Here is a 26,256-nt window from a genome sequence, read left to right as displayed (position 1 = left end):
AACGCCCCGGCATAAAAAAGAAACGGGTTCATTTTATTCTGCACTCGGTTTACACTATCTTTGCACCCGAAAGAAAAACATCCCTCTTTATAGATATGAAAAAGTATATTTTAGATCTGACAGTGACAGAGAACCTCCGCTTGCATGCCAACTACGTGTTGTTGAAGCTGACTTCTCCATCCCCACTTCCGGAAATGCTTCCGGGACAATTTGCAGAGATTCGCGTGGACGGCTCGCCTACCACTTTTTTGCGCCGCCCCATCTCCATCAATTATGTAGATAGACAACGGAACGAGGTCTGGTTCTTAATCCAACTTGTAGGCGACGGAACCAAGCGATTAGGAGAAGCAAAAGCAGGCGATATAATCAATGTAGTGCTTCCGTTGGGAAACTGCTTCACAATGCCTGAAAAGCCCTCAGACAAGCTCTTATTGGTAGGTGGAGGTGTAGGTACAGCTCCTATGTTATATTTAGGCGAACAGCTCGCCAAGAAAGGTTGCAAGCCAACATTCCTGCTGGGTGCCAGAAGTGACAAAGATTTGCTTCAATTGGAACAATTTGCCGCCTATGGCGAGGTGTATACCACCACCGAAGATGGCAGCCACGGAGAGAAGGGATACGTAACACAACACTCCATATTAAATAAGGTGTGCTTTGAGCAGATATATACTTGCGGCCCCAAACCGATGATGATGGCAGTAGCAAAGTATGCCAAAAGTAAAGGCATCAGTTGCGAAGTATCTTTGGAAAATATGATGGCGTGTGGCATAGGCGCTTGTCTATGCTGTGTAGAAAATACCACGGAAGGTCATTTGTGCGTATGTAAAGAAGGTCCGGTTTTTAATATAAACAAACTATTATGGCAGATTTAAGTGTAAATATTGGTGAATTACAAATGAATAATCCGGTGATGACTGCATCCGGAACATTCGGATATGGTGAAGAATTCGCCGATTTCATCGAACTATCGCGAATAGGCGGTATTATTGTAAAGGGAACCACTCTTCACAAACGTGAAGGCAATCCATATCCGCGCATGGCAGAGACTCCTTCGGGTATGTTAAACGCTGTGGGACTGCAAAATAAGGGTGTTCATTACTTTGTTGAACACATCTATCCCCGCATCAAGGACATTCAGACCAACATGATTGTGAATGTTTCGGGTTCTGCCATCGAAGACTATGCCGAAACAGCCGCAATCATTAATGAACTTGACAAAATTCCTGCCATAGAATTGAACATCTCTTGCCCCAACGTGAAGCAAGGAGGAATGGCATTCGGTGTTACCGCCAAGGGCGCCGAAGAAGTGGTGAAAGCCGTGCGCTCAGTTTACAAAAAGACACTTATCGTAAAGCTCTCCCCGAACGTTACCGACATCACTGAAATAGCCCGCGCAGCCGAAAATGGCGGTGCAGACAGTGTTTCCCTCATCAATACCCTGCTGGGAATGGCTATAGACGCGGAACGCAGGCGTCCGATACTCTCCACTGTAACCGGTGGCATGTCCGGTGCGGCCGTGAAACCCATTGCCTTACGTATGGTATGGCAAGTAGCCAAAGCGGTAAAAATCCCCGTCATAGGCTTGGGAGGTATCATGAACTGGAAAGATGCTGTGGAATTCATGCTTGCAGGTGCCTCTGCCATCCAGATTGGTACGGCAAACTTCATTGATCCGGCGGTTACAGTGAAAGTGGTAGAAGGAATAAATGACTATCTTGACAGACACGGTTATCAGTCTATAAAGGATATTATCGGTGCACTCGAGGTATAAAGAATAACAAGAGATTGCCATTCGCAATATATATTCATAAAAAAGGACATTCATTGACGAATGTCCTTTTTCTTTTTATTTACATCAGTAAACTTACTCTCCCAACAAATCCGGACGCAATCTACGGGTCCTTTCCAACGACTGTTGCAGCTCCCATTCCTTAATCTTGGCCTCATGTCCGGAGAGTAAAATATCCGGAACCTTCCATCCATTGTAATCAGCGGGACGTGTATAGACCGGTGCGGCCAGCAGATTGTCCTGAAAAGAATCTGAAAGTGCAGACTGCTCATCAGAAATCACTCCCGGAATGATACGGATGATGGCATCTGCCATGACAGCCGCCGCCAGTTCTCCGCCAGTCAACACATAGTCGCCGATACTGATTTCCTTGGTGATGAGATGCTCGCGAATCCGGTAATCTATCCCTTTGAAATGCCCGCAGAGAATGATGAGATTCTGGGCAAGGGAAAGAGTATTTGCCATCGGCTGATTGAACTGCTCACCATCGGGGGTCGTAAAGATAACCTCGTCGTAATCCCGCTCGGCCTTCAAGGCGTTGATACACCGCTCTATCGGCTCTATCTTCATGACCATTCCGGCAAAGCCGCCAAACGGATAATCGTCTACACGACGGTACTTATCTTCCGTATAATCACGAAGATTATGGATATGTATCTCTGCAAGCCCTTTATTTTGAGCACGTTTCATAATGGAGCAGTTAAAGAATCCCTCAATCATCTCCGGCAAAACTGTGATAATGTCAATGCGCATATAACTTTATTTTAGCTATTTCAAGCTGCAAAAGTACAAATATTCGGGGAGAAACCCGTATTTTTGCGTTCAAACAATCCGAAAACCCTATGACTGTAAAAGAAAAAATAGACCAGCTCCGTGCGGAATTACACCAGCACAACTACAATTATTATGTGCTGAATGCTCCTGAAATATCCGACAAGGAGTTTGACGACCTGATGCGCGAGCTACAAGACTTAGAGAAAGAACATCCTGAATACCAAGATGATAATTCGCCCACGATGCGTGTAGGGAGTGATTTGAATAAGAACTTCACACAAGTGGCACACAAATATCCCATGCTTTCATTGGGAAACACCTATTCTGAAAACGAAGTGACCGACTTTTACGAACGGGTAAAGAAAGCGTTGAATGAGGATTTTGAAATCTGCTGCGAGCTGAAGTATGACGGTACTTCCATCTCGCTGACTTACGAGGATGGCAAACTGGTGCGTGCCGTCACCCGTGGCGACGGCGAAAAGGGCGATGACGTGACGGACAATGTAAAGACAATCCGAACGATTCCACTGGTCCTCCATGGGGATTATCCTAAATCATTCGAAATCAGAGGGGAAATCCTGATGCCCTGGGTGGTTTTCGAAGAACTGAACCGGGAAAAAGAAGCACGTGAGGAACCGCTTTTCGCCAATCCGCGCAACGCTGCTTCCGGTACCTTGAAGTTGCAGAATTCCACCATCGTAGCATCCAGAAAGCTGGATGCTTATCTCTACTATCTATTGGGAGAGGAATTGCCCTGCGACGGCCATTACGAGAATCTGCAAGCCGCCGCCAGCTGGGGATTTAAAACATCAGAGCACACCAGAAAAGCTCACAGCCTGGAGGAAGTCTTCGAATACATCAATTATTGGGACACGGAGCGTAAGAACCTTCCGGTAGCTACTGATGGTATTGTACTAAAAATCAACAGCTTGAGACAACAAAAGAATTTGGGATTCACAGCCAAGTCCCCCCGGTGGGCCATCGCATACAAATTCCAGGCAGAACGTGCACTGACACGCTTGAATAGGGTTACCTACCAAGTAGGACGTACCGGCGCAGTCACTCCGGTTGCCAATCTGGACCCCGTACAACTGTCCGGCACCATTGTGAAACGTGCCTCCCTGCACAATGCAGATATTATCGAGGGGCTGGACCTGCATATAGGCGACATGGTGTATGTGGAAAAAGGCGGTGAAATCATCCCCAAAATAACCGGTGTCGATAAGGATGCCCGCAGTATGCTTATCGGTGAAAAAGTGAAGTTCATCACCCATTGTCCCGAATGCGGCAGCAAACTGATACGTTTTGAAGGAGAAGCAGCCCACTATTGCCCCAATGAAACCGCTTGTCCTCCGCAGATTAAAGGGAAAATAGAGCATTTCATCAGCCGCAAAGCCATGAATATAGACGGACTGGGACCTGAAACAGTAGATATGTTCTACCGATTGGGGCTGATAAAGGATACTGCAGATTTATACCAGCTCAAAACCGATGACATCAAGAACCTGGAACGGATGGGCGAAAAATCGGCAGAAAACATAGTCAACGGTATTGCGGCAAGTAAAGAAGTGCCATTCGAAAGAGTGCTCTTTGCACTGGGCATACGCTTCGTGGGAGAAACGGTTGCCAAGAAAATAGCCAAGTCCTTTACGGACATCGAAGAGCTGGAAAACGCAGACCTCGAAAAGCTGAAAAACATCGATGAAATCGGTGAAAAAATAGCGCAGAGCATTATAACCTACTTCTCCAATCCTGTCAACAGAGAGCTGGTGGAACGGCTGAAATCGAACGGTCTGCAACTCCACCGGACAGAAGAAGACCTCAGCGGATACACCGACAAACTGGCGGGCCAGTCCATCGTCATCAGCGGCGTATTCACCCACCACTCACGGGACGAATACAAAGAGATGATTGAAAAGAACGGTGGAAAAAACGTCGGCAGTATCTCCTCCAAAACCAGCTTTATCCTGGCCGGAGAAAATATGGGACCTGCCAAACTGGAGAAAGCGCAGAAACTGGGAGTAAAGATTATGAGCGAAGATGAGTTTTTGGCATTGATATCCTAACAAATTTCCACAAAAAGCTTTTTTATGGCTTATATTTGTAGGGTAAATCGAAAAAATTCGTACTTTTGCGAGTCATTTAATTAGAGATTACTTTATAATACTCATGATACAGACAAGATTGAAAGGAATGGGGGTAGCGCTGATTACTCCATTTAAAGAGGATGAAAGCGTTGATTACGATGCGTTGATGCGTTTGGTAGACTATCAACTTCAAAACAATACCGACTTTTTATGTGTGCTCGGCACCACGGCAGAAACTCCGACTCTGACTGAAGAAGAGAAAAAGAAAATCAAGAAAATGGTCATCGAGCGAGTGAACGGAAGAATTCCTATCCTGCTGGGCGTAGGTGGAAACAACACCCGGGCCATAGTGGAAACACTGAAAAATGACGATTTCACCGGAGTAGATGCCATTCTATCCGTCGTTCCATATTACAACAAGCCATCGCAAGAAGGTATATATCAGCATTATAAGGCCATTTCTGAAGCAACGGATTTGCCGATTGTGCTTTATAATGTCCCCGGTCGTACCGGCGTGAACATGAAGGCAGAAACAACCCTGCGCATTGCACGTGATTTCAAGAATGTGATAGCCGTCAAAGAAGCTTCGGGCGACATCACGCAGATGGACGACATCATCAAAAACAAACCGGCCAATTTCGACGTTATTTCGGGCGATGACGGCATCACCTTCCCTCTGATTACCCTGGGGGCCGTCGGCATTATCTCGGTCATCGGAAACGCGTTCCCACGTGAGTTCAGCCGTATGGTACGTCTGGCACTGCAAGGGGACTATGCCAATGCATTGACCATTCACCACAAATTTGCCGAATTATTCAAGCTTCTGTTTGTAGACGGCAACCCTGCCGGAGTAAAAGCCATGCTGAATGTAATGGGAATGATTGAGAACAAGCTCCGCCTGCCATTGGTGCCGACCAGAATCACTACTTTCGAAGCCATGCGCAAGATTCTGGATGAATTGAACATCAAATGCTAAGGCCTTATACCGCCCCTATAGGATATTAATTTCCAGTATACAACATATTAATATCAGATATGCAAGGAGTTAATTTTGTGGAAACACGGAATTAACTCCTTCTTTTTTTCCTATGTGACTATATTTATCAGTACAATAATCCCAAAACAGTCTACTGATTACGTTATAAAGCAAAAAGACATCTGGTTAAATCGAGAAAAAGACGTCTCTAGCTCAATCAAGACAAGACTATTATTTCAGCTAATCTATTAGTTCACAACACTGAACACTTTGTTTCAGCAGAGAAAAACACTTTGTTTTTATATGATGGAACAAAGTGTTCAGTCAAGGGAAACAAAGTGTTCTCCATAATGAAACAAAGTGTTTAGTTAAGGGAAACAGTTTGTTTCATTATGGAGAACACGCGCCAGTGCCATACAAGGGAAGAACATCAACTATATGCCATTGCTGTAAAAACAAAGAACCTCCGCAAGTTTTCTTGCGGAGGTTCTTTGTGATCGCGACAGGATTCAAACCTGTAACCGGCTGATCCGTAGTCAGCTACTCTATTCAGTTGAGCTACGCGACCCTTAAAAAAATTATGAAAACTTGTGACCGCGACAGGATTCAAACCTGTAACCGGCTGATCCGTAGTCAGCTACTCTATTCAGTTGAGCTACGCGGCCTCTTTGTTTAACGGGTGCAAAGATACGTACTTTTTCCGAATTAGCAAACGATATACAAACTTTTTTTGAAGAAATTTATTCGACAAAGCGATAATTAAACAACTGCCAGCCGATGGTCATCCCCACATTCCACTCCCTTCTCGGTGAGCTATAATGATTTACATAAGCAGAGATGGCTCCGAAGGGCAAATGACAAATAACAGAAACTTCTCCCATATACTCAAAGCGGGAGAATGCTTTTCCATAATATGCTTTATTCAATGCATTCTTTTTTATCGGAAAAATCGGTGTAAAGCCATAAAATTCTGTCCGGAACTGGAACATGTCGTTCAAAACATATATGGGTTTGATACCGGCAGCCACATACTGGTTGGCACGAAAAGCTTCATTGTACATCAGTTTACTATGCGGAGTCGGTGCAAATTCTCCTGCCTGCATCATGGTTGCCGTATAATTCTCAGAGAAATTTTTCGACGAATACAGTGCTTCTGCCATCCATCCCAGGGTGAACTTCGGCCCCATTGTGTGATATGCCTCTTTCATATAAGAAATTTGCAACCATGATTGCCGTTCTTGCGGAGAAGGACTGTACCCTTCTTGCGGATTCCCCGGTTCAAATCTTTCCCTCCCGGTAAATACCTGGGCTATCAGTTTCTCCAGATAGCCTTTTGTCGCGTATTGCCGCGTATTCAGGGTACTCCCATAGAAACCGATGGAACCTCCCAAAAGTTTGTAGGTACTTCTGTCCGAACGGTCCTTATCGAAATCTATTACGCTGGATTGAAAGTAGTTATCTTCCAGTTGGCCATATCCCAGACTGAACTCCGCACGCTTATTGGCCAAAAACGGCAAGGCAACCATCAACTTCACAAAACGTTCGTCCTTTGAATTGAATGAAGGTTTGTCATTCCTGGAAAACAGCTTGTCCTTCTTGTAGTAATCGAAGGTACTGATTGAAGCAATAAAACGAAAGGACGTAGATATGTGGGTAGGCAAATCAATCTTACCCATCAACTGGGCATTATTATAAATCTTACCCAACTGACCGTCAAAAGTGATTTCCTTGGAATAATAATTCAAGTTCTGATATCCTATTCCCAAATAGATTTGATTTGAGCTCGTGGTAGAGACACTGCCCCCCAGACGCACGGAAAAATTATCCTCCATCTTCACCTTCAAATGCAGCTCATACAAATCGGATTCCGAATCATACACAGCATGAGGAACTATTTCCGAAATCATATTATCTGCCAGCAAACGAAAATACCCGCGCTTCAAGTCTTCATAAGTAAAGACTTCATGCTCTTCATCATGGAACTCTTTTTTGATGTAGGCTTGCTGTTGGGCATTCGCCCCTTCAATAATGATATCCCGAAAACGGAATTGAGGCAGGTTACTCCGGAAGACAAGACGCCTCAAACGCACATTATCAGCATTCACCCTACGATGAACACGGCTTTTGATGGAATCCATCATATTAAGGGTACGATTGTAACCTATATCGTGCAATTCCTGCAGACGGTCAAAATCCAGCAAGTTGACATCATCATATTTGAAGGTCATGACTATACCCAACGAGTCCGGAATGGAGTAATCGGTCTTCTGCATAATCATATTCTCCAATTGGCTCATCAGGTCATTCTCCTTCGGCTTACCGGGATTGGCCGCTACCACACTGCCAATAATGACATCCGGATGAAAATCCTCCCGCATCACATCCGTAGGGAAATTATTGTAAATGCCGCCATCATAAGCAAGCGTACTGTCTATTTCTATCGGTTTGAAGACAAATGGAAAGCTCATGGAAGCACGTACCGCATCTCCCAAATCCCCTTTACTCAATACCAATGGCTTTTTATTGTACACATCGGATGCTATACAGCGAAAAGGAACAAACAGTTTGTTGAAATTACCGCCACATGCAGCCGTAGCACGTGCAAACAATTCCACAAATACCAGGTTCATCTGTATGGGGTTGACCATGCTTGTGGGAAGTATCTGGGGCTTTATATGCAGCGAGTCCCTAAAAGCAAAACGGATATTAAAAAATTCCGGTGAAGGACGATTCTTCTTAAAATAATACTCGTATTTAGGCTCCACTTTGCCCGAATACCAACGCTTAAAGTCGGGAGAGCGCAACAGCGCCTCCATATCGTCCGGGGAATACCCCATAGCATACAGAGAACCGATGATAGCTCCCATAGAGGTTCCGGTTATATAATCAATGGGGATATTATTCTCTTCCAAAGCCCGGATAATGCCTATATGAGTCATGCCTTTTGCTCCACCGCCACTCAGTACAAGCCCCACTTTCTGAGCTTGTAAAATAAAGCCACATAGAAGAAACGAAAAAAACAATAAAACTCTTTTCATAACTATGCTATTCCGAGTAAGATAAATGTTCATTGCCCCAAATATAAACAATAGTTTCTAAAAATGCCGTATTCAACGAAGAAAATCACACCCTAATTGGTGAAAATGAATAAAAAAAGGGTATTGCGACTCCGAAGAATCACAATACCCTTGCATATATTAAATGCAAATTTAAAGGGGCTTATTTTATCAGGTCAATGCTTCTCTTGACAAAGTTGTTCAAAGCTTCACCTTTCAACATACCATTCTGCAGCAGTGCCAAATCTATCAGTTGACGGACAACCTTATTCTTGGCAGCATAATCGGCGAAGATGCCTTCTTTCTGTGTTTTCAGTTCGTCCCACTTCTTATCCAGCTCATTCACTTTATCCTTTTCGGCAGTCGGTATATCCTCATCTTTCTTGCCTTCCTGCTTCTTTTTCAGGTCAGTACGCTGCTTGTTCACTTCATCCATCTCTGCCTGAACCGGAGCAACGGCAGCAGCACATTCCTTATCTTCATCTGCCAGAACTTCTTTTACCAGCTTATGGTCTGAATTCAATACCAGGTTAAACATATCCGGCATTTCGCCATAGAAGCTCATTCCAGCCTGGATATTCGCCATTTCCTTCATACGGCGCATGTACTCGCTCTGAGTTATCATGATAGGAGTGGCATTTTCGCCCAAAGCCTGCGCCGTGATGTTGAACTCCGTCTTATCCATCTTGGGCAACTGGCTCTTGAAGATGGAAGAAAGAACTTCCTGCTTGCCGGCTTCCAACGCTTCGTTCTTCTTGTCTTCCTTGACAATCAGATTATCAATAATATCGCTGTCTACACGAGTGAAGCGAACCTTTTCGAACTTCTGTTCCAACATGCTCACCACCGCAATGTCCAGCTGTCCATCCATCAACAGCACATTGTATCCTTTATTCGTAGCGGCCTCTATGTAGCTGTATTGTTCATCTTTATTGTTGGCATACAGATAAATCAGATTTCCATCCTTATCCGTCTGGTTATCTTTAATCAACGTCTTATACTCTTCGAAAGTATAATATTTGCTGTCTGTATCGGTGAAAAGGGCAAAATCCTTGGCTCTATCATAGAAATCTTCCTGCGTAAGCATTCCGTAGTTGATGAAGATTTTCAAGTCATTCCACTTTTCCTCAAACTGTTTACGGTCATTCTTGAAGATAGACTGCAAACGGTCTGACACCTTCTTCGTGATATATGTAGAAATCTTCTTCACGTTGGCATCGCTCTGCAAATAAGAACGGGAAACGTTCAATGGAATGTCCGGTGAATCGAGCACACCATGCAGCAGGGTCAAGAAGTCGGGAACAATACCTTCTACCGAATCCGTCACATATACCTGGTTGCAATAAAGCTGAATCTTATTCTTGTTCAACTCGATGTTGCTTTTCACTTTGGGGAAGTACAGAATACCGGTAAGGTGGAACGGATAATCCACATTCAGATGAATCCAGAATAAAGGTTCGTCGGACATAGGATAAAGGTCACGGTAGAACTTCTTGTAATCTTCATCTTTCAATTCGCTGGGTTTCAGCGTCCACAACGGGTTGGAGTCATTGATGATATTATCCTCGGCAGTTTCAACCTGCTTGCCGTCTTTCCATTCTTTCTTCTTGCCGAATGCAACCGGAATAGGGAGGAAGCTGCAATACTTCTTCAACAAAGAAGAAATGCGCGCTTCTTCAAGGAACTCCTTGCAGTCATCGTCTATATAGAGAACGATATCCGTACCACGTTCAGCCTTATCAGTGTCTTCAATCGTAAACTCCGGACTGCCATCGCAAGTCCACTTTACAGCCTGGGCGCCTTCCTGATAGGACTTAGTGATGATTTCGACTTTCTTGGCAACCATAAAAGCCGAATAGAACCCCAATCCAAAATGACCGATGATGGCATTGGCATCGTTTTTATATTTCTCAAGGAAGTCATTGGCACCAGAGAAAGCTATCTGGTTAATATACTTGTCTATTTCTTCAGCCGTAAGCCCAATACCATGATCGGACACCGTAATGGTATCTTTTCCCAGCGAAACATGTACGGTTAAATCGCCAACTTCACCCTTGAACTCACCGATAGAGGAGAGTGTTTTCAGCTTCTGTGTAGCATCAACCGCGTTAGAAACCAACTCACGGAGAAAAATTTCATGATCACTATACAAGAATTTTTTAATGACGGGGAAGATATTCTCAGTAGTTACCCCAATATTACCTTTTTGCATACTACATTTATATTTTTTAGATTTATATTTTTAATTATTCCGGCAGATATAGCACAAAAAAAATGCCAGCCCATAAGGACTGACATTTTGACGGTTTTTATAAAGAACAGCTTATGCCTTCCTGATGCTCAGCTCGTCTTTTTCTTTGTCTACTGATACGTTTACCGTATCACCCGGCTGTAACTCCTCCGCCACTATCAGCTCGGAAAGTCCATCCTCCAAGTGGTTCTGAATGGCGCGCTTCAATGGGCGCGCACCAAACTGTACATCGTACCCTTTCGAAGCAAGGAATGTCTTTGCATCATCCTCCACAACCAGCTTGTAACCAATTGCTTCAACCCGTTCGTACAAACCTTTCAGCTCAATGTCCACAATCTTTGTGATGGCCTCCAAAGAGAGCTGGTCGAAAGTAATGATTTCATCCAAACGATTCAAGAATTCGGGAGCAAAGGTCTTGTTCAGAGCCTTTTGTATCACGCTGCGCGAATGTTCATTGTCATCCGTGCGGTTTTGTGCCGCAAAACCTACGCCACGGCCAAACTCCTTCAACTGCCGCGTACCGATATTGGAGGTCATAATGATAACCGTATTCTTGAAATCGATGGTTCTGCCATAATTGTCAGTCAAACGACCTTCATCCAGTACCTGGAGCAAGATGTTGAACACGTCCGGATGGGCTTTCTCAATCTCATCCAGCAAGACAATGGAATACGGCTTGCGACGCACCTTTTCAGTCAACTGGCCGCCTTCCTCATAGCCCACATATCCCGGAGCGGCACCAATCATACGAGATACGGTGTATTTCTCCATATACTCGCTCATATCGATACGTATCAAGGCATCGGCAGAGCCAAACATATATTTTGCCAATTGCTTTGCCAAATGCGTCTTACCCACACCAGTAGGGCCAAGGAACATAAAAGTTCCGATGGGATGGTTCGGGTCTTTCAACCCTACACGGCTACGCAAGATTGCTTTGGTAAGTTTCTCTATCGCAGCATCTTGAGCTATCACCTTCGCCTGTAGTTCTTCCTTCATTCCGACCAGTTTAAGTCCTTCTGCCTGCGCCATGCGCTGTACGGGTACACCGGACATCATTGAAATAACATTGGCTATTTCCTCTTCACCTACCGTTTGGCGGTCATCCTTCAAACGGGCTTCCCACTCAACCTTCATCTCCTCCAAGCGGACAGAAAGTTCCTTCTCACGGTCGCGGTAGCTGGCAGCCAGCTCAAAATTCTGTGACTTTACAGCTTCAGCCTTCAGGCTACGTGCCTCTTCAATCAGCTTTTCCTGTTCCTCAATTTCTTTCGGAACATTAATATTCGTCAAATGCACACGCGAACCCGCCTCGTCCAAAGCATCAATAGCTTTATCCGGGAAGTTGCGGTCGGTTATATAGCGTGCTGACAACTTGACACATGCTTCCAAGGCTTCATCCGTGTAGCTCACGTTATGATGGTCTTCATACTTCTCCTTGATATTCTTCAATATCTGAAGCGTTTCTTCAGCTGTGGTAGGCTCTACAATCACCTTTTGGAAACGACGTTCCAAAGCACCGTCTTTCTCGATATTCTTTCTGTATTCATCGAGAGTGGTAGCTCCAATACACTGTATTTCACCACGCGCTAAAGCTGGTTTCAGCATATTGGCAGCATCCATGGAACCGGCAGCAGCACCGGCACCTACAATCGTATGGATTTCATCGATGAAAAGGATGACATTCGGATTTTTCTGCAACTCGTTGATGATAGAGCGGATACGTTCCTCAAACTGACCACGGTATTTTGTTCCCGCCACCACAGAGGCCATATCAAGCATCACCACGCGCTTTTCAAACAAAATGCGCGAAACTTTCTTTTGCACAATACGCAATGCCAAACCCTCTACGATGGCAGATTTTCCGACTCCAGGTTCACCGATAAGCACCGGATTGTTCTTCTTACGGCGGCTCAAGATTTGCGCCAGACGTTCAATCTCGCGTTCGCGACCCACAACCGGGTCCAGCTTGCCTTCTTCGGCAGCCCGCGTCATGTCTACGCCGAAATTGTCCAGCACAGGAGTATCATTGGACGGCTTTCTGGATGCAGCCTGTGCAGCCGAAGCCGAACCAGCTCCCCCAGTACGGGAGGAGCGGGACATATTCATATCTTCTTCATCCTCTTCATCATCCTCGGTGAATCCCATTCCCGCATTCGGATTGGTCGATTTCATCGAAAGCTGTTCAAATACAGCCTGATAATCCACCCGGTGTTCTTCCAAAACAGTTGCAGCAAGATTGTCGCCATCTTTCAAGATAGCCAGCAATACATGTTCCGTATCGGCAGTTGCACTTTTCAGCAAACGCGCTTCAAGCATACACATCTTCAATATCTTAGCCGTCATCGGGGACAAGGGCACTTCAGCGTCCGGCAAGAGAGTATCGTCCTCGGCATCCTTTAGGAAACCCTCCAGACGACTTTTTACTCGTTTTAAATCTATATCAAGTTTCAACAATATTTCAATAGCTTTTCCTCCGCCATCACGCAGCATGCCGAGCAGAAGGTGTTCCGGACCAATATAGCGATTTCTCAATCGATTGGCTTCTTCCTTGCTATAAGTAATTATGTCTGAAACTCTTTGTGAAAATTGATTGTTCATATTTTATAATTCTCCTCAATTAAAAAGGTTATCCACGACAAAGATACGCATTTATTAATTCAGCGTATCATATTTAACTGATTTAATAGTATACAAATCCCGTGCCATAAATTTCAAATCTGTTTTTCCACTTTATACCTTATATATTAATAGCAATTTGGTGAGGAAGGGAGGGAGTACTTCCATATTTATGTTGCAGGCAACAAAGTTTATGGAGGAAAACTTTTGTATATCGTAAAAAAGCAGTACTTTAGCGTGGTTTTTCACGAACCCGAAAATGTATAATTAATAATCTTTTTAAATGCTTGAACAAGACAGAATTATAAAGATTAACATCGAGGAGGAAATGAAGTCATCGTACATTGACTACTCTATGTCGGTCATTGTTTCACGTGCCCTTCCGGATGTTAGAGATGGTTTTAAACCCGTTCACCGAAGAATTCTTTTCGGAATGATGGGATTAGGAAATACCTCCGACAAACCTTATAAAAAATCAGCCAGAGTTGTAGGTGAAGTATTAGGTAAATATCACCCTCATGGCGACTCGTCCGTTTACGGAGCTCTTGTACGTATGGCTCAGCCTTGGGCAATGCGTTACATGTTGGTAGATGGACAAGGTAACTACGGTTCAGTAGACGGTGACAGTGCTGCTGCCATGCGTTATACAGAGTGTCGTTTGCGAAAAATTGGTGAAGACATGATGACAGACCTTGAGAAAGAGACTGTTGACATGCAGAACAATTTCGATGACTCTTTGCAAGAGCCTACCGTCATGCCGGCCCGTATTCCGAATCTTTTGGTAAATGGTGCATCTGGTATTGCCGTAGGTATGGCTACCAATATGCCGACCCATAATCTATCTGAGGTTATTGACGCTTGTATTGCATACATTGAAAACAATGACATCGATATAGAAGAGCTGATGACGTATGTCAAAGCTCCTGATTTCCCGACCGGAGGCTATATATACGGTATGAGCGGTGTTCGCGAAGCCTATCTCACGGGACGCGGACGTGTCATAATGCGTGCTAGAGCCGAAATTGAGACTGGTTCGACGCACGATAAAATCGTTGTGACAGAAATTCCCTATGGTGTCAACAAAGCTGAATTGATTAAGAATATAGCCGATCTGGCCAACGAAAAGAAAATTGAAGGTATTGCCAATGCTAATGACGAATCCGACCGTGAAGGTATGCGTATCGTTATTGATGTAAAACGTGATGCAAATGCCAGCATTGTACTCAACAAGCTCTACAAGATGACAATGCTGCAGACATCTTTTGGTGTGAACAATGTTGCATTGGTACATGGCCGTCCACGTCTGTTGAATCTGAAAGATTTGATAAAACACTTCGTTGAGCACAGACACGACGTAGTCATCCGCCGTACTCAGTATGATTTGCGCAAGGCCAAAGAACGTGCACATATTCTGGAAGGATTAATCATTGCATCTGATAATATCGACGAAGTAATCAAGATTATCCGTGCTGCTAAAACCCCGAATGATGCTATATCAGGTTTGATGGAGCGATTCCAACTCAGTGAAATTCAGTCACGTGCCATTGTTGAAATGCGTTTGCGTCAGCTCACAGGATTGATGCAAGACCAGCTGCACGCCGAATATGAGGAAATTCAGAAGCAGATTGCTTATTTGGAAGAAATCCTTGTCAATGACGAACTCTGCCGCAAAGTCATTAAAGATGAACTGATTGAAGTAAAAGAGAAGTATGGTGACGAACGTCGCTCGGAAATTGTCTATTCATCAGAAGAATTCAATCCGGAAGACTTCTATGCAGATGATGAAATGATTATCACCATCTCGCACATGGGATACATCAAACGCACACCGCTGAGCGAATTCCGTGCGCAAAACCGTGGTGGGGTAGGCTCCAAAGGTACCGAAACCCGCGATGCAGACTTTGTAGAGCATATTTATCCTGCAACCATGCATAATACCATGATGTTCTTTACACAGAAAGGTAAGTGTTACTGGCTGAAGGTATACGAAATCCCCGAAGGTACTAAGAATTCGAAAGGTCGTGCCATCCAGAATTTGTTGAATATCGACTCTGACGATGCTGTAAACGCCTATTTGCGCGTGAAGAACCTGAACGACCAAGAATTTATCAACAGCCATTATGTATTGTTCTGTACTAAGAATGGTGTCATTAAGAAAACATTGCTTGAGCAGTATTCACGTCCTCGCCAAAATGGTGTAAATGCTATCACTATCCGTGAAGACGACCGTGTAATCGAAGTGCGTATGACAAACGGCGACAATGAAATCATCATTGCCAACCGTAACGGACGTGCCATTCGTTTCCATGAAAGTGCTGTGCGCGTTATGGGACGTACTGCCACCGGTGTACGTGGTATGACATTGGATGAAGACGGTCAAGACGAAGTAGTAGGTATGATATGCATCAAAGATCCTGAAGCGGAAACAATTATGGTTGTATCGGAACAAGGATATGGCAAACGTTCGGATATTGAAGATTATCGCAAGACCAATCGTGGAGGTAAAGGTGTGAAAACAATGAATATCACCGATAAAACGGGTAAATTAGTAACTATCAAGTCTGTTACAGATGAAAATGACTTGATGATTATTAATAAATCCGGTATTACCATCCGTCTGAAAGTCGCCGATGTTCGTATCATGGGACGTGCTACACAAGGTGTGCGTCTAATCAACCTTGAGAAACGTAATGACGAAATCGGCTCTGTATGTAAAGTCACTTCAGAAAATGAAGAGGAACTTATAGAGGAGGGGGAAGAAAATACCCTTGAAAGCCCTCAGAACGAGGTAAACAATGAAAATGAAGAATAGACATAATATTAATTTAAATTTTCTACAATCATGAAAAGAGTATTATTTTCAATGGTTTTACTACTTGTCGCAAGCTTTACTTTCGCCCAAGAAAAGAACGTAAAAGAGGCTAAAAGTATTGCTAACGGAGTAAATCCTGACTTTGCCAAAGCAGAGGAACTGATAAATCAGGCTTTAACCAATCCCGAAACAAAGGACAATGCCGAAACGTGGGATGTAGCAGGTCTTATCCAAAGAAAAAGAAGTGAGAAAGAAATGGAAAATGCCTATCTGAGAAAACCTTATGACACTCTTCAGGTATATAATAGCGCATTGAACATGTGTAAATTCTACTTCAAATGTGACGAATTGGCACAAATTCCCAATGAAAAGGGCAAAATCAAGAATAAATATAGAAAATCTAATTCTGCTACAATTTTAGCAGAACGCGGTAATCTGATCAATGGCGGTATCCAATTCTTTAATTTGGCCTCACAGAAAGAAGGCGATGCAGCCAATGAAGACAATAAAAAAGCATTAGATTTCTTTGCAACATACATTGATATTGCTATCAACCCGATGTTTGAAAAGGAAAATCTATTACAAACAGATACTGTATTACCCCAAATAGCATATTATGCAAGTTTAGCAGCTGCTAAGATGGAAGATTATCCTAGTATTTTGAAGTATGCTCCTTATGCGCAAGATGATAAAGAAGTTGGGAAATACGCAATGGAATTTATCTCTACTGCATTGAAAGCTGAAGGTGATACTGTTAAATGGATTGCTTCTTTAAAAGAAGGTATCCAGAAATATCCTGAACATTCATTCTTCTTCGGTCACTTGATTGATTATTATAGCAATAACAACAAATATGACGAAGCTATGCAGTTTGCTGATGATATGTTGGCTAAAGATCCTAACAATACATTCTATTTGTATGTAAAAGGCTACCTTTATCACAATATGAAGGACTATGATAAAGCTATTGAATTCTATAAAAAAACTATAGAAGTAGATCCTAATTATGCAGAAGCATACTCTAATTTAGGCTTGATTTACTGCTTACAAGCACAAGATTTCTCAGAAAAAGCAACTACAGATATTAATGATCCGAAGTATAAAGAAGACCAGGCTACTCTGAAGACTTTCTATGAAAAGGCAAAACCTTATTATGAAAAGGCAAGAGAACTGAAACCTGATCAAAAAGATTTGTGGTTAAATGGTCTATATAGAGTGTATTATAATTTGCAAATGGGCCCTGAATTCGAAGAAATTGAAAAGTTGATGTAATACTTTATAATAAAAGCCTAATTAATAATTTAATTAGGCTTTTATTATTGTTATATCATTAAGTAAAGAATGTTATTTCTTAAGTGAGGGAGAGAAGAAATTAAAATTAGATTAAATTATTCCAGCGCCATATTAAACATAATGCTGATATTGGATAGAAACCATATATACCTATATTCAACACCTAATTCGGTCTTCCGTAAATTACCAACAATGGTGTATCAGAATGGAAAATCATCTTTCTGGCAATGCCAGGGTTAAATAAGCGCGAAAATATATTTCTTTTATAAGAAGTTAATGTTATAATATCAATATGATTACTTTTGATATAACTGTCTAAACTACTAAGCAGATTATCGTTCTTTACCACATCATAGTATATTTCCAATTGTGGATATTGTTTTTGAAAATATTCCTTAATACCAGCCAGTTTTATTTCATTCCATGTATTCTGAACATCTGAAAGATGTATCAGAGACACTGAAAACTTAAATGATTTCAGATTATTTATTAGCGAATCAAAAGCTATTAAATCACGTTGATCAAAATTAGTAATGAATGCAATACGCTTAGCCTCAGAAAATTGCTTGAATGGAGTATTTTCAGGAATGGCCAATACCGGTACACGGCTACGTTCAATCACTTCAGCCGTTACACTACCGATCAAATCAATATCCTTCTGACTTTTACCACGAGTTCCCATTATGATAATGCGTGGTCGATATTCCTTGGTATAGCGGAGTACCTCTTCTTCAGGAATACCTTCACGCAAAACACAAGTATATTTAATATCTGGAAACTCGCCGGAAGCTACCTTCTCTTTTACTTTATCAGATAATGCATTCAAATCAGCATGAACTTTTTGTAAGATACTCCTTACATTCTCCTCATCACTTAGCTGATAGTTAAATACGTCTCCGTATGGCAAAGAAGTTGCATATATAGGAGTAAAATAAACATGTAGCAAAACAACTTCTGCACCTATATTCTGAGCGAAATTGAAACCGAACTCGCAAGCCTTCAAAGAATAATTGGAAAAATCCACTGGAATCAGCACTTTATTACTAACCTTCTCCAGTTTAGGTGACTTCCCCCCCACTACCTCTTCAGATAACCACGCAGAGCTTTCAGTAATTTTCAGAGCATGAGGTAAGTCACTCTCCTTAATACGTACACGTACGCCAGAAGAAACAACCGGTTGTATCTGGTTTACATTGTGAATATAAGTCTCAATACCTTCATTTTCAAGAACATTTTTCAATATTTGAGCTTTCGCGTACGTTAAGATTGCCAAAGTAACTAATTTATCTTCCATATATCATTGATTTTGAGATTAAAACAAACAAGAAATCCCAATTGTTGTCAGCAATTGGGATTCTATCTAACTTTCTCTTCTTAAGCTCGAACAGCTTCTTCAGTCTTACCTGCCATTTCATCTAAAATTTTTAAAGCTCGCTCTAAAACAGTAGTATCATCAATCATAACCAATCCACCATCTGGTCCAGGTTCCAAGTGAATCCCAACACTTTTCCCCTCCTTAAAATTGTGTCCACCAAAAAAATTTCTTACAGTGTCAACATTCAGTCCAAGTTCATCGGCTATTCTATGCATACTACCACTAGGCAATGAGTCTTTAATCTTACGTAATTCATTAAATGTTATTGTTCTCATATTCATAAATTTAATGGTTAATACTCTGTACTTTTTATTATCACGCTATAAACTTAAGGAAAAAAAAGGATAAAACAAACTATTTCTTTATCTTTTTTCAAAAAGAATATTGCCTCTCCAAAAAATAATCATTTTCAAGTATGCAGAATTATAAGTACAGAGAAAAAGCTCCTAAAAATAGACAGAAACAGCTCGTATAAAGCAGAATTATCGGGTTTATACGAGCTGTTTTTAGAATACAGGGAAAATTTAAATACCTTCTATGGCAGAAGCTGGAACCCACCCTACTTTACCATCTTCCAAACGAATTTCTTTCCATTCACGCATAGAGTTGTCTTTTATCTCAACTTTACGTCCCTCATGAAGAATGAACAGACTTGTACCACTTTCACTGGGAGTACTACGCACTGTGACACTAGGTGCCAACACTATAGCTTCGTTACGTTCCATCAGTTCGCCTTTTTGCTGAGCAGCAAACACATTACTCAATATAACAAGAACCAGGAATACTATTCCTGCAATAAATCCCACTTTCTTTCCCGTAATCTGTTTTGAAAAGAAAAAGAGATAGAACGAAACGAGTAATAGTACAAAGAACACAATCCCCAACTTAGCCCATGCGTCTACGCTAAGACAATTAATCAACGATTTAGTCCAAGATACAAAGAAAACCTCAGGAACTGGGATTACCTTATCGATTGTCTTAGAACGTGCTATCTCCAAATTTGCACGAATATCAGCATTACCAGGTTCCAACAACAAGGCACGCTCATAATTCAATATAGCTCTTGCTATATCATCTGCCTTATAATAACTGTTGCCAAGATTATAATAGACCTCTGCAGCCTCTCCCTTCTTTAACAGATTCTCATATATTTGAATGGCAGAAGCATAATCATTCCGTATATAAGCGCTGTCACCTTCAGCCTTTGTCACATTGCTTTCTTGCCTTGCAGCAGAGAATTCCGCATGTGAACCGACGGATGTAGAGTCACTAGCAGTCTGTAATGTATCTACAGATGCAGAATTCTGCCCATAGGCAGTAATTGCCATCACTAGACTAAGAGTAAAAAACAATATTTTATTCATTACCATTTCCTCCTGATTAATGTTTTATCGAGTTTTCCATTTTACTGATAACTTCCAAAGAAGCTGAATATACCTTATCCATAGCCTGGTTATCATCACCCGGAGCAAAGCGGGCAAACTCACAGTTATTCAATGCATCGAGGAATTCCTTTATCAACGCATCATTCACACCATAATTACGAAGTTCCTCTTCGATATTATCCTTAGACAAACGGGATACCGGAATGTTCAGTTTATCACTGATATACCCCCAAAGAGCCTTCAAAACCTCATCATAAAACGCATCTTTCTTATTCTCAGCCAATAATTTACCAGCTTGCTTCATACGTTTCACCGCCACTTTATTGGCTTTCTTGGTACGCATCTTTGCTACATTTGCATTGGCTGCTATTTGCTTACGATAGATGATAAAGAATGTAATGAATGCAATACCCGGTATCAAATAAAGTAACCAATACGTCAACGAACCGAAGAAGAAATCACCTTTGGGAGACAGAGTTACGTTATTCTGCTTGATAAAACGAATATCCTCGTTCAATACTTTCAGTTCTTCCTTGCTTGTAAAGTTTGCAATAGTCTGAGCAGCATTGCCTGCTCCCTTTTCCACATGCAATTCATACTCTTCCGTAGTCAACGTTTTATACGAACGGGAATTAATATCAAAATAACTGAACTTTACGGCAGGAATCTTATAAGTTCCCGCATTACGAGGAATTGCCAGATACTCAATGACCTTACTACCGGAGAGGCCCGAATTTGTCAGACGAAATTTATTGTCCACCTTCGGATCATATACTTCAAAATCCTCGGGGAATTTAACTTCCGGATTAGAAAGCAATTTCAGATTACCAGTACCAGAAATGACAAGTTTGACAGTAACAGCATCATTGGTCTTGACATTTGTACTATTGATAGAAGAAGTTATATTGAACTCTCCCACTCCTCCCGAAAAATCGGCTGGCTTACCTGCCGGCAAGGGCTTTACGTCAATTGTCAGTTGCGGAGTCAAAATAGTCTTTTTCACCTCTACGTAATTGCTTCCTCCATTGAAAAACGCCTCGAACGGATCGGATACTTGTGTAGCCTTGGCTATAGAAGCGTCAAAACGTGCTGCATCAATTGTCAGTTTACCGGCTTGTTGCGGGAACAACACAAACTGACGATAGATTGTAGACTGATAATTTCTACCTTTATAATGCTCCAATCCCCATCTTCTGTCATTAGGCAATTCTACTTCCTGAGAATGGAATCCTTTGAAGTCGGGCAATTTCACATTATCAAACATACGTAAGTCCACCAAGGTATATATCTTGTATGTCAGCAGAAAAGCCTCTTGTTCATACACCGTCATCTTACTGGCAGTAGCTGTAATAAACAAATCACTATTCGATACAGATGTCCCGGAAGAAGCGCGGCTGGCAGTGCCCTCACTCTGTTTGCCACCATTTCCAGAAGCTCCATTAGCAGCCTGATCTGCCGGAAGAACCCTTACTTGTACAGAATTCGAAACCATTTGGTTACCATCAGCAGTGATAGTGGCTCCTGGAATAGTAAAATCACCTTCTGCAGTCGCCATTAAAATATAAGTGAATGTAATACTGCTGGTTGAAGTCGTCTGCCCATTAATCATCTGCACGCTACTCTGTTGCGAGCGGCTGGGCCCCATCAACACATCAAATTCCTTCATAGAAGGAGCACGAAAATCCCTTACCTTTTGTGTAGTCACCGTATACGACAGTCTGAACTGGTCTCCTACCGCCACAGCGTCAGGAGCAGACGCAGTAAACGATACCTTGCCATCGGCAAAGACATTCATACCGACTGCAATCAGTGCTATCCATAAGAAAACTATTTTTCTCATATATTATTTCCTATTATGTTTGTTACCAATCTTTTTCCAGACGACCTCCTTGAAGTACCTGCTGCTTTTTCACTTTATCCTGCACATCCTTCTCGTCTTGCATGACAGAGTTCAATAGCTGCTCGGCATTTTCCTTAGACATCTCATTATCTTTCTTTTCCGGCTGAGAAGGTTGTTGTTGCTGGTCTTGATTCTGTTGCTGGTCTTTCTGCTGATCCTGCTGTTTATCCTGCTCCTTCTGTTGGTCCTGTTTATCCTGATCTTGATTCTGATCCTGGTTCTGCTGCTGGTCTTGCAACTGTTTCTGTGCCAAAGCAAGGTTATAGCGCGTTTCATCATCTTTCGGATTATTACGTAACGACTCCTTATAGGCTTCTACCGCCTTTGCATAATCCTTCTGAGAATGAAAGATGACTCCCATATTATGATAAATCTGTGCTAAGTTCGATTTGTCCTTTTCTATCTTGGTAGCTCCCACATATTGCTCCATCGCTTCCTGCAGCTTGTTCTGCTGGGTCAATGTATTTCCCAGGTTGAACATGGAAACCGTTGACTTCGGGTTTACCTCCAAAGCCTTCCGATAGTTCACTTCTGCATCCACATATACGCTATCCTTAAAAAAACGGTTTCCCTTACGGATATAATCGCGTTCCGCCTTCTGTGCAGAAGCTGAAACTGCCACTAACAGCAGCAAAACTATTCCAATATATTTTTTCTGTAACATACGCATCATTTCTTATTAGAGAATAAATGAATGTTGCGGAACAGAGGATTCTTGCGCTCCAATATCAACATCTCAGCCAGTAACAACAGCAGAATAATCCATGCCACTGCCTGAAACTGTTCATTGAATTCCGTGTACACCTGTGTTTCCACATCTGCCTTTGCCATCTTGTTGATTTCCTGACTAATCGCTTTCTGTGCACCGTTGGTATTGTCTACGCGCACATAAATACCATTTCCTGCCTGAGCAATTTCCTGACACATCTGCTCATTCAAGCGAGTAACGATTACATTACCTTCACGGTCACGACGATAATCATTAGTACCCTCTATTGGAATGGGAGCACCCTCAGGCATACCTACCCCTAATACATTGACCTGGATACCTTTCTCTGCAGCAGCCTTAGCAGCTTCTACGGCACCACCTTCATGGTTTTCACCGTCGGTGATGACAATAACAGTACGTCCCACTCCTTCTTGAGGTGTAAAACTCCGGGCAGCCAGATTTATTGCAGCTCCAATTGCCGTACCTTGCTTGGAAATCAGCGAAGGATCGATGGACTCCAAAAACATCTTGGCAGAAATATAATCACTCGTAATAGGCAACTGGGTAAAAGCGTCACCTGCAAAAACAATCATACCGACCTTGTCATTCTGCATCTTATCTACCAACTGCGCCACCAGCCGTTTTGCCTTCTGCAAGCGGCTTGGCTGTACGTCTTGTGCCAGCATGGAATTGGATATATCCAACGCAATCATCACTTCCACTCCCTGGCGTTTTACCGTCTCCAGTTTGGAACCAAACTGCGGACGTGCCAGCAGTACCGTGAACAACCCGATAGCCGCAAAAACCAACCAAAACTTCACATCCGGACGGTATTTGGAAACATCCGGCATTAGCTGTGCCATCAGTATAGGGTCACCAAATTTACGAATGGCTTTCCTCCTCCGATAATTGGAGTACAAGTAGAAGGCCGCCAATAAAGGCAGCAGCAGCAACAAGTACAAATATGCAGGTTCTTCAAATCGAAACATCTTTTTATTTACAATTTAGCAATTTACAATTTACAATTTGGCTACGCAATGACTGATACACTAAAAGACATTCTCCGTTTTTACGGTATCTTCTTCAATATAGAGTTGCGTAACAGTACCTCCAGTAATACGCACAAGAAAGCAGCCAACGCAAACCAGCGGTACTCTTCCTGGCGCTTGCTGTATTCTTTTACATTCAATTTTGTTTTCTCCAGCTTGTCTATCTCTTCGTACACTTCCTTCAACTTCGAGTTGCTGGTGGCACGGAAATAGTTACCTTCCGTTGTTCCGGCAATCTGTGTCAAAGTCTTTTCATCAATTTCGACGGGCATATTGACATATTGCACTGTTCCGCCTACCGGATAAGGATAAGGAGCCATACCATTGGTTCCTACCCCAATAGTATAAACGCGAATGCCAAAACTCTTGGCTATTTCAGCAGCCGTCAAAGGAGAAATATCACCTTTATTATTGACACCGTCCGTCAGCAGAATAATGACTTTCGACTTTGCCTTGCTATCCTTCAAACGGGTAACGGCATTGGCAATACCCATACCGATTGCCGTTCCGTCTTCAATCAGCCCGCACTTCATATCTTTAAGCAAGTTCAACAATACGGCATGGTCTACTGTCAACGGACATTGCGTAAAGCTTTCTCCAGCAAACAAAGTTATACCTATATTGTCATTCGGACGTCCGTTAATAAACTCTGCCGCCACATCCTTCGCCGCTTCCAACCGGTTAGGTTTCAGGTCTTCGGCCAGCATACTGGTAGAAACGTCCATAGCAAGCATGATATCAATACCCTCAATCTCACTGTTCTGCCAGCTATCGGTGGTTTGCGGACGTGCCAAAACAAGAATAATCAGTATCAAGGCAATTATCCGCAATACAAACGGTACATGCAACAAATAGTTCTTATAGCTTTTAGGGGTATGGGCATACACACGGGCATCCGAAATCTGAAGCGTAGCTTCACTATTCGTCCGCTTCATAATATACCATACTATATAAGGTATAAGCAACAGCAGCAAAAATAAATATTCAATATTGGCAAAAACCATATTTATGTACGATTTAACGATTTACAATTCAGCTTCGCTCCAAACATCCTTCATTTTTCACTCATGTATATCCGATTGAAGTCACTTTTCCAGCATTAAGCAAAATAATTATACAACTCCAATCCGATATATATCAATGAACAGGCAAGAGCTACAGCCAACACCACAATACCCGCTCCCAGCAAAATCTTGGTACGCAAAGAACGTTTCTCGATAATGGTAATCTCAGTAGGTTGCGGCTTGGCATTCTCCTCTTCTTTCTCCTTGGTTTCATTAATAAAGTCAATGGCATTAATCAGGTTAGCGTCATTTTCGTTCATCAATGGATTATGCTTGGCAAATTTCACCAAATCAGCAGTCTGGAACAATTCACGCAAATCCGATATTGCTTCCTTATCTTTCATTTCCAGCAACTTATCTATGATTTCCGTAGAAGTCATTTCCAAAGCATTGAAACCAAAGCGGTCTTTTATATATGTACGAAGAGCATCAGTCAATTCCGTATAATATTCCTTCGGTTCCCCTTTCTGCCATACCTTCTCATTCTTGATACGTTCTATCTCCTGCATAGCCAACTGATGGGGAGGCAGCTTAGGTTCTACCTTCACCTTACGGATAATAGGCTTATTGTCGAAGAAGCGCATTATCAGATAGACAAGTAATATCCCTATCGGGATAATCAGCGCACCACAAGCCATAAGACCATACCAGTCTTCCCAGGCAAAAGGCGCTTGCATCACTGTTTTGGGACCGAAGAACTGTTCCGGATTCTCCGGGTCTAACGGGACATTCACCGAATATACTTTCAAGGCCAACGCTTTGGAGCGATACTTCTCATTATCCACTGTCACTTCCATAGGCGGCAGATAATAAAGAGCCGAGTCGAAAGAGGTAACTGTATACTCTTGAGTTATCAATGCACGCCGGCCATCATTCAGCAGTTGCGTATCCGGCTTGGCCACATCAATAATTTCAACCCCATTCACCAGCGTATCGGTATATACCGGGAATATGGCACGCTTATCGGCATCCAGAGATACTTGAAGCTTTATCTTTGCCTGCTCTCCAATAAGAATCTGCAAAGAGTCAATCGTAGCATCTACCGTTACCGACTGGGCTACTACCCTTCCCGACCATGCTATCAATAACGCTATCAGAAATAAATATCTTTTCATTT

The 26,256-nt window shown here is 42.5% G+C and carries 18 protein-coding genes and 2 tRNA genes; 6 read left to right on the top strand and 14 right to left on the bottom strand.

Going from position 1 to position 26,256, the window contains the following annotated elements:
• Nucleotides 1-95: 95 nt before the first annotated feature.
• Nucleotides 96-872 carry a dihydroorotate dehydrogenase electron transfer subunit gene (locus tag DXD78_RS07415; RefSeq protein WP_005827777.1) on the top strand — a complete coding sequence of 259 codons (777 nt, stop codon included), beginning with the start codon at nt 96-98 and terminating at the stop codon, nt 870-872.
• Nucleotides 860-1,771 (top strand): dihydroorotate dehydrogenase, encoded by a 912-nt coding sequence (locus DXD78_RS07410; RefSeq protein ID WP_009038379.1) that lies wholly within the window; start codon nt 860-862, stop codon nt 1,769-1,771. The genes DXD78_RS07415 and DXD78_RS07410 overlap by 13 nt, the downstream gene beginning before the upstream one ends.
• A 93-nt stretch (nt 1,772-1,864) precedes the next feature.
• Here DXD78_RS07410 and trmD read toward each other — a convergent pair whose 3' ends face one another.
• Nucleotides 1,865-2,542, bottom strand: a complete 678-nt coding sequence (trmD, locus tag DXD78_RS07405; protein WP_005827773.1) for a tRNA (guanosine(37)-N1)-methyltransferase TrmD — start codon at nt 2,540-2,542, stop codon at nt 1,865-1,867.
• Between the two features lie 89 nt (nt 2,543-2,631).
• Here trmD and ligA point away from each other — a divergent pair, with 89 nt between their 5' ends.
• Both ligA and dapA read left to right on the top strand, forming a co-directional pair.
• Entirely contained in the window at nt 2,632-4,629 is a 1,998-nt protein-coding gene (gene ligA / locus DXD78_RS07400) for an NAD-dependent DNA ligase LigA (protein ID WP_009038378.1), read from the top strand.
• Nucleotides 4,630-4,732: 103 nt separating this feature from the next.
• A complete protein-coding gene (dapA, locus tag DXD78_RS07395) occupies nt 4,733-5,626 on the top strand; it encodes a 4-hydroxy-tetrahydrodipicolinate synthase (RefSeq protein ID WP_005827769.1) in 894 nt (297 codons plus the stop codon).
• Between the two features lie 494 nt (nt 5,627-6,120).
• On the opposite strand, the gene DXD78_RS07390 is transcribed toward dapA, so the two are convergent.
• The 5 genes from DXD78_RS07390 to DXD78_RS07370 form a co-directional block, all read right to left on the bottom strand.
• Nucleotides 6,121-6,194 (bottom strand) — tRNA-Arg (locus tag DXD78_RS07390).
• Nucleotides 6,195-6,217: 23 nt separating this feature from the next.
• A tRNA-Arg gene (locus tag DXD78_RS07385) sits at nt 6,218-6,291 on the bottom strand.
• Between the two features lie 75 nt (nt 6,292-6,366).
• On the bottom strand, nt 6,367-8,664 hold the full coding sequence (locus tag DXD78_RS07380) for a patatin-like phospholipase family protein (RefSeq protein WP_008664510.1): 2,298 nt from the start codon (nt 8,662-8,664) through the stop codon (nt 6,367-6,369).
• Between the two features lie 181 nt (nt 8,665-8,845).
• The gene (gene htpG / locus DXD78_RS07375) at nt 8,846-10,894 is read right to left on the bottom strand and encodes a molecular chaperone HtpG (protein ID WP_009038377.1); all 2,049 of its coding nucleotides are present in this window, start codon (nt 10,892-10,894) and stop codon (nt 8,846-8,848) included.
• Nucleotides 10,895-11,005: 111 nt separating this feature from the next.
• Nucleotides 11,006-13,534, bottom strand: a complete 2,529-nt coding sequence (locus DXD78_RS07370) for an ATP-dependent Clp protease ATP-binding subunit (protein WP_009038376.1) — start codon at nt 13,532-13,534, stop codon at nt 11,006-11,008.
• Nucleotides 13,535-13,835: 301 nt separating this feature from the next.
• Here DXD78_RS07370 and gyrA point away from each other — a divergent pair, with 301 nt between their 5' ends.
• Nucleotides 13,836-16,364, top strand: coding sequence for a DNA gyrase subunit A (gene gyrA, locus DXD78_RS07365; RefSeq protein ID WP_005827761.1), 2,529 nt, complete (start codon nt 13,836-13,838; stop codon nt 16,362-16,364).
• A gap of 30 nt (nt 16,365-16,394) precedes the next feature.
• Nucleotides 16,395-17,636 (top strand): M48 family metallopeptidase, encoded by a 1,242-nt coding sequence (locus tag DXD78_RS07360; protein WP_005837195.1) that lies wholly within the window; start codon nt 16,395-16,397, stop codon nt 17,634-17,636.
• Between the two features lie 184 nt (nt 17,637-17,820).
• Here DXD78_RS07360 and DXD78_RS07355 read toward each other — a convergent pair whose 3' ends face one another.
• The 8 genes from DXD78_RS07355 to DXD78_RS07320 all read right to left on the bottom strand — a co-directional run bounded on the left by DXD78_RS07355 (nt 17,821) and on the right by DXD78_RS07320 (nt 26,254).
• Complete coding sequence (locus DXD78_RS07355; protein WP_005827758.1) at nt 17,821-18,951, bottom strand: universal stress protein; 1,131 nt, start codon at nt 18,949-18,951, stop codon at nt 17,821-17,823.
• An 80-nt stretch (nt 18,952-19,031) separates the two neighbouring features.
• Nucleotides 19,032-19,307, bottom strand: a complete 276-nt coding sequence (locus tag DXD78_RS07350; protein WP_085929906.1) for a DNA-binding protein — start codon at nt 19,305-19,307, stop codon at nt 19,032-19,034.
• 249 nt (nt 19,308-19,556) lie between these two features.
• Nucleotides 19,557-20,402 (bottom strand): tetratricopeptide repeat protein, encoded by an 846-nt coding sequence (locus DXD78_RS07345; protein ID WP_005827754.1) that lies wholly within the window; start codon nt 20,400-20,402, stop codon nt 19,557-19,559.
• 10 nt (nt 20,403-20,412) lie between these two features.
• Nucleotides 20,413-22,257, bottom strand: coding sequence for a BatD family protein (locus DXD78_RS07340; RefSeq protein WP_009038374.1), 1,845 nt, complete (start codon nt 22,255-22,257; stop codon nt 20,413-20,415).
• Between the two features lie 22 nt (nt 22,258-22,279).
• On the bottom strand, nt 22,280-22,990 hold the full coding sequence (locus DXD78_RS07335; RefSeq protein ID WP_008664501.1) for a tetratricopeptide repeat protein: 711 nt from the start codon (nt 22,988-22,990) through the stop codon (nt 22,280-22,282).
• Nucleotides 22,987-24,015, bottom strand: coding sequence for a VWA domain-containing protein (locus tag DXD78_RS07330; RefSeq protein WP_005827751.1), 1,029 nt, complete (start codon nt 24,013-24,015; stop codon nt 22,987-22,989). Before DXD78_RS07330 ends, DXD78_RS07335 begins: the two co-directional genes overlap by 4 nt.
• Before the next feature lie 80 nt (nt 24,016-24,095).
• Nucleotides 24,096-25,079: a VWA domain-containing protein gene (locus tag DXD78_RS07325; protein ID WP_009038373.1), complete on the bottom strand. Its 984-nt coding sequence runs from the start codon at nt 25,077-25,079 to the stop codon at nt 24,096-24,098.
• 95 nt (nt 25,080-25,174) lie between these two features.
• A complete protein-coding gene (locus DXD78_RS07320) occupies nt 25,175-26,254 on the bottom strand; it encodes a hypothetical protein (RefSeq protein ID WP_009038372.1) in 1,080 nt (359 codons plus the stop codon).
• Between the last annotated feature and the right edge of the window lie 2 nt (nt 26,255-26,256).

The organism is Bacteroides sp. D20 (assembly GCF_003436255.1).
Classification (GTDB): Bacteria; Bacteroidota; Bacteroidia; order Bacteroidales; family Bacteroidaceae; genus Bacteroides; species Bacteroides uniformis.
This window is presented reverse-complemented; position numbering and strand designations above follow the sequence as displayed.

Bases quoted from the DNA above. Each gene is read 5' to 3' on its own strand.
- DXD78_RS07415 (WP_005827777.1), top strand. From the start codon at position 96: ATGAAAAAGTATATTTTAGATCTGACAGTGACAGAGAACCTCCGCTTG.
- DXD78_RS07410 (WP_009038379.1), top strand. From the start codon at position 860: ATGGCAGATTTAAGTGTAAATATTGGTGAATTACAAATGAATAATCCG.
- trmD (WP_005827773.1), bottom strand. From the start codon at position 2,542: ATGCGCATTGACATTATCACAGTTTTGCCGGAGATGATTGAGGGATTC.
- ligA (WP_009038378.1), top strand. From the start codon at position 2,632: ATGACTGTAAAAGAAAAAATAGACCAGCTCCGTGCGGAATTACACCAG.
- dapA (WP_005827769.1), top strand. From the start codon at position 4,733: ATGATACAGACAAGATTGAAAGGAATGGGGGTAGCGCTGATTACTCCA.
- DXD78_RS07380 (WP_008664510.1), bottom strand. From the start codon at position 8,664: ATGAAAAGAGTTTTATTGTTTTTTTCGTTTCTTCTATGTGGCTTTATT.
- htpG (WP_009038377.1), bottom strand. From the start codon at position 10,894: ATGCAAAAAGGTAATATTGGGGTAACTACTGAGAATATCTTCCCCGTC.
- DXD78_RS07370 (WP_009038376.1), bottom strand. From the start codon at position 13,534: ATGAACAATCAATTTTCACAAAGAGTTTCAGACATAATTACTTATAGC.
- gyrA (WP_005827761.1), top strand. From the start codon at position 13,836: ATGCTTGAACAAGACAGAATTATAAAGATTAACATCGAGGAGGAAATG.
- DXD78_RS07360 (WP_005837195.1), top strand. From the start codon at position 16,395: ATGAAAAGAGTATTATTTTCAATGGTTTTACTACTTGTCGCAAGCTTT.
- DXD78_RS07355 (WP_005827758.1), bottom strand. From the start codon at position 18,951: ATGGAAGATAAATTAGTTACTTTGGCAATCTTAACGTACGCGAAAGCT.
- DXD78_RS07350 (WP_085929906.1), bottom strand. From the start codon at position 19,307: ATGAGAACAATAACATTTAATGAATTACGTAAGATTAAAGACTCATTG.
- DXD78_RS07345 (WP_005827754.1), bottom strand. From the start codon at position 20,402: ATGGTAATGAATAAAATATTGTTTTTTACTCTTAGTCTAGTGATGGCA.
- DXD78_RS07340 (WP_009038374.1), bottom strand. From the start codon at position 22,257: ATGAGAAAAATAGTTTTCTTATGGATAGCACTGATTGCAGTCGGTATG.
- DXD78_RS07335 (WP_008664501.1), bottom strand. From the start codon at position 22,990: ATGATGCGTATGTTACAGAAAAAATATATTGGAATAGTTTTGCTGCTG.
- DXD78_RS07330 (WP_005827751.1), bottom strand. From the start codon at position 24,015: ATGTTTCGATTTGAAGAACCTGCATATTTGTACTTGTTGCTGCTGCTG.
- DXD78_RS07325 (WP_009038373.1), bottom strand. From the start codon at position 25,079: ATGGTTTTTGCCAATATTGAATATTTATTTTTGCTGCTGTTGCTTATA.
- DXD78_RS07320 (WP_009038372.1), bottom strand. From the start codon at position 26,254: ATGAAAAGATATTTATTTCTGATAGCGTTATTGATAGCATGGTCGGGA.